This is a genomic window from Sphingorhabdus sp., from assembly GCF_044374345.1.
In the GTDB taxonomy this organism is placed as follows: Bacteria; Pseudomonadota; Alphaproteobacteria; order Sphingomonadales; family Sphingomonadaceae; genus Sphingorhabdus_B.
Genome location: NZ_JBILOS010000138.1, coordinates 1 through 3,586 on the forward strand (window position 1 = coordinate 1; position 3,586 = coordinate 3,586).

Genomic DNA, 3,586 nt, shown 5'->3' on the forward strand with positions numbered 1-3,586 from the left:
AACAGGTTAGCCCTGAAGAAAAGACAAAACGCGTAGGCGGCGTCTTTTCCAATGTCGCGCGCAAATATGACATCATGAATGATGCGATGTCCGGCGGCATGCACCGGTTGTGGAAAGACACCTTTGTCCGCCGGGTAAAGCCGCGCGAAGGTGAAGATATCCTCGATATGGCGGGCGGAACGGGCGACATCGCATTTCGCATGGAAAAATCAGGCGCGCAGGTCACCGTATCCGACATCAATGAAGACATGTTGGACGTCGGTATGGAGCGCGCGATGAAACGCGGGATCGACAGCCTAATCTGGTCGCCGCAAAATGCCGAAACACTCAGCTTCCCCGATGCGCATTTTGATGCCTACACAATTGCTTTTGGCATCCGCAACGTCACCGACATTCCCAAGGCACTGCGCGAGGCACATCGCGTGCTGCGTTACGGTGGCCGCTTCTTCTGCCTCGAATTTTCGACCGTTGAATGGCCTGGCCTCGCACAAATTTACGACGTCTATTCGGACAAGCTTGTCCCTAAGCTTGGTAAAGCCATCGCGGGTGATGAGGACAGCTATCGATATCTCGTCGAATCGATCCGCCGTTTCCCCGACATGCAAAATTTTAAGCGCATGATTGGCGAAGCAGGCTTTGTGCAAACGAAGGTAGAACCCATTTTGGGCGGACTTGTTGCCATTCATAGCGGCTGGAAGGTTTAACTTCCGCGCTGATGACACGTCCTGCAACCCATATTTTCCGTTTGCTCAAATGGGGCCGCATTCTCGCGCGGCACGGTGCGCTGCGCGCGATCGAAGCGGATCGGAACACGCCGCCGCAAGTTAAACGCCTTTGCCGTATCGCGCGCATCGGAACGCGTCAGCCCAAGGTGCCCGATTATGCCGGCGCCTTTCGCGCCGTTGGCCCTGCGGCCATCAAGCTTGGGCAAACGCTGGCTACCCGTCCAGACATTATTGGTGAGGAAGCGGCCCGCAATCTGCTGTCGCTTCAGGATCAGTTACCGCCCGCGCCGTTCGACCTTGTGTACGCACAGATCGACAGCAGCTTGAATAAGCCCGCCGCAGAGCTGTTTGAATATATCGACCCAGTGCCCGTAGGCGCAGCCTCCATAGCGCAGGTGCACCGCGCACGCACAACCGACGGCAAAGACGTCGCTGTCAAAGTCCTTCGTCCCGGTATTCGCGAACAATTTGCGCGCGACATCGAAACTTATGAATGGGCCGCAGCGCATCTGGAAGCATTGGGCGGCGAAGCTGCGCGCTTGCGACCACAGCTTGTCATCGCAAATCTGAAACGCTGGACCTTGCGCGAACTCGATTTGCGCCGCGAAGCTGCGAGCGCGTCAGAGCTGAAAGATGCCATGGTCGCCGTCGACGGCTATATGATCCCCTCCATTGATTGGGACCGGACATCTGGCCGCGTGCTCACGCTGGAATGGGTCGATGGCGTTAAGATTGCTGACATCGACGCATTAAAAGCCGCTGGCCACGATCTGAACAAAATGGCCGAAAAGCTCGTGCTGACATTTTTGCGGCAGGCAATTTCGGAAGGCTTCTTCCACGCCGATATGCATCAGGGCAATTTATTCGTTCAGGCAGACGGCACCATTGTCGCCATCGATTTCGGCATCATGGGCCGCATCAACCGGCAGGCGCGTTTCTGGCTTGCGGAAATCCTCTACGGATTGACCACCGGCAATTACAAACGCGTGGCCGAAATCCATTTCGAAGCGCAATATGTGCCAAGCTATCATAATGTCGATGAATTCGCGACCGCCCTGCGCGCTGTTGGTGAGCCGACACGCGGCAAGCCCGTGAGCGAATTGTCAGTTGGGCAAATGCTCGACAGCCTGTTCGCCATCACCCGCGACTTTGACATGCAGACGCAGCCGCATTTGCTGTTGCTGCAAAAGACGATGGTCATGGTCGAAGGCATTGCAACTTCGCTGAACCCAAGCATCAATATGTGGGATGTTGCCGCACCCTATGTGCGCGAATGGATTCGCGGAGAGCTTGGCCCCGAAGCCATGCTCGCCGACGGTATTCGCAAGCAAGCCGAAACCTTGCAGATGATACCCGACATCATCCGCCGCTTGGACGAACAACTCCCCCGCAAGGGCGGCGCGCCGGAACCACCCCCGCTTCCGCCCGTGCAGCTGATTTGGGAACGTAAGGGCAAAAGCAACGGTTGGCGCTACATGATAGTAGCCTTACTCGCAGGCGCTATTGGCGCTGCGGGCATGTGGGCAGCGGGATTGAGCTGATGAGTGAAAAACGCGTCCTTTTGATCGTTAGTGGCGGCATCGCCGCTTACAAAGCGCTTGAACTTGTGCGTTTGCTGAAGCGTCAGGGTGTTGCCGTACGCGCGGTGATGACGAAAAGTGCGGCCGAATTTGTCACGCCGCTTTCGATGGGCGTCATGACCGAAGACCAAGTATATGGCGACATGTTCGACCTGAAGGAAGAACGTGAAATCGGGCATATTCAGCTCAGCCGTCAGGCCGACCTTGTGGTGATTTGTCCCGCCACTGCCAATATCCTTGCCAAGATGGCCGCTGGCATCGCTGATGATTTGGCGACCACTATTCTGCTCGCGACGGACAAACCCGTTCTGGCGGTTCCGGCGATGAATGTCCGCATGTGGAACCATCCCGCGACGCAGCGCAACTTGGCGCAACTGCGCGCCGATGGCGTGCACATTATGAACCCGGATGAAGGGGCCATGGCGTGCGGCGAATTCGGCCCGGGCCGCCTGCCCGAACCGCCGACGGTCGCCGAACATATTTGCAGCATGCTTGGCGTGCCCTTCAATACGCAACTGGCTTCGGGTCGTTCGCCGACCACCATGCCAAGCGCAACGCCGCTTACCGCGCAACCCGATTTTGCCGATATCGAACATCGTCCGTTGTTTGGCAAACGTATCCTTGTGACCGCTGGACCAACGCATGAGGCGATTGATCCCGTGCGCTACATCGCCAACCGCTCGTCGGGGCGTCAGGGTTTTGCAATTGCAGCCGCCGCGGCTGATCTGGGGGCTGAGGTTATACTGATAGCTGGCCCCGTAAATCTGCCGACACCGCCCGGTGTCTTGCGCATTGATGTCGAAACCGCGCTGGAGATGCAGGCTGAGGTTGAGAAGGCCCTGCCCGTCGACGCCGCAATCATGGTTGCTGCTGTCGCGGACTGGCGCGCCGCGCAAGCGCCGGACCAGAAGATCAAGAAGGACGGCAATGCCATTCCGCCGCTCGCATTGACCGAAAACCCTGACATCCTTGCAAGTCTGGCCATACACAAACAGCGTCCGAAGCTCGTGATCGGCTTTGCGGCAGAAACCGAAAATATCATTGCCCATGCGCAGGCCAAGCTTACGAAGAAAGGCTGTGACTGGATTGTCGCCAACGATGTGTCAGGCGATGTCATGGGCGGTGAGAACAACGCCTTTCATATCGTAACCAAAGCAGGCGTTGATAGCTGGCTGGAAAGCCCCAAGGACGTTATCGCACGAAAATTGATGGAGAAGGTCGCCGATGAGCTCGCAAAAAGTTGAAGTGCGCGTCAAGCGCCTGAACCATGGCGCGGGCTTG

Annotated in this window: 3 protein-coding genes; all 3 read left to right on the forward strand. The window is 57.3% G+C overall.

What is annotated here, in order from left to right; genetic code table 11:
• The coding region (locus ACIQ5B_RS10480) for a class I SAM-dependent methyltransferase (protein WP_397598973.1) at positions 1-704 on the forward strand (704 nt) is incomplete at its 5' end.
• An 11-nt stretch (positions 705-715) separates the two neighbouring features.
• Positions 716-2,266: a 2-polyprenylphenol 6-hydroxylase gene (gene ubiB, locus ACIQ5B_RS10485; RefSeq protein WP_397598974.1), complete on the forward strand. Its 1,551-nt coding sequence runs from the start codon at positions 716-718 to the stop codon at positions 2,264-2,266.
• Complete coding sequence (locus ACIQ5B_RS10490) at positions 2,266-3,549, forward strand: bifunctional phosphopantothenoylcysteine decarboxylase/phosphopantothenate synthase (protein ID WP_397598975.1); 1,284 nt, start codon at positions 2,266-2,268, stop codon at positions 3,547-3,549. Before ubiB ends, ACIQ5B_RS10490 begins: the two co-directional genes overlap by 1 nt.
• The last annotated feature ends 37 nt before the right edge of the window (positions 3,550-3,586 follow it).

Bases quoted from the DNA above. Each gene is read 5' to 3' on its own strand.
- ubiB (WP_397598974.1), top strand. From the start codon at position 716: ATGACACGTCCTGCAACCCATATTTTCCGTTTGCTCAAATGGGGCCGC.
- ACIQ5B_RS10490 (WP_397598975.1), top strand. From the start codon at position 2,266: ATGAGTGAAAAACGCGTCCTTTTGATCGTTAGTGGCGGCATCGCCGCT.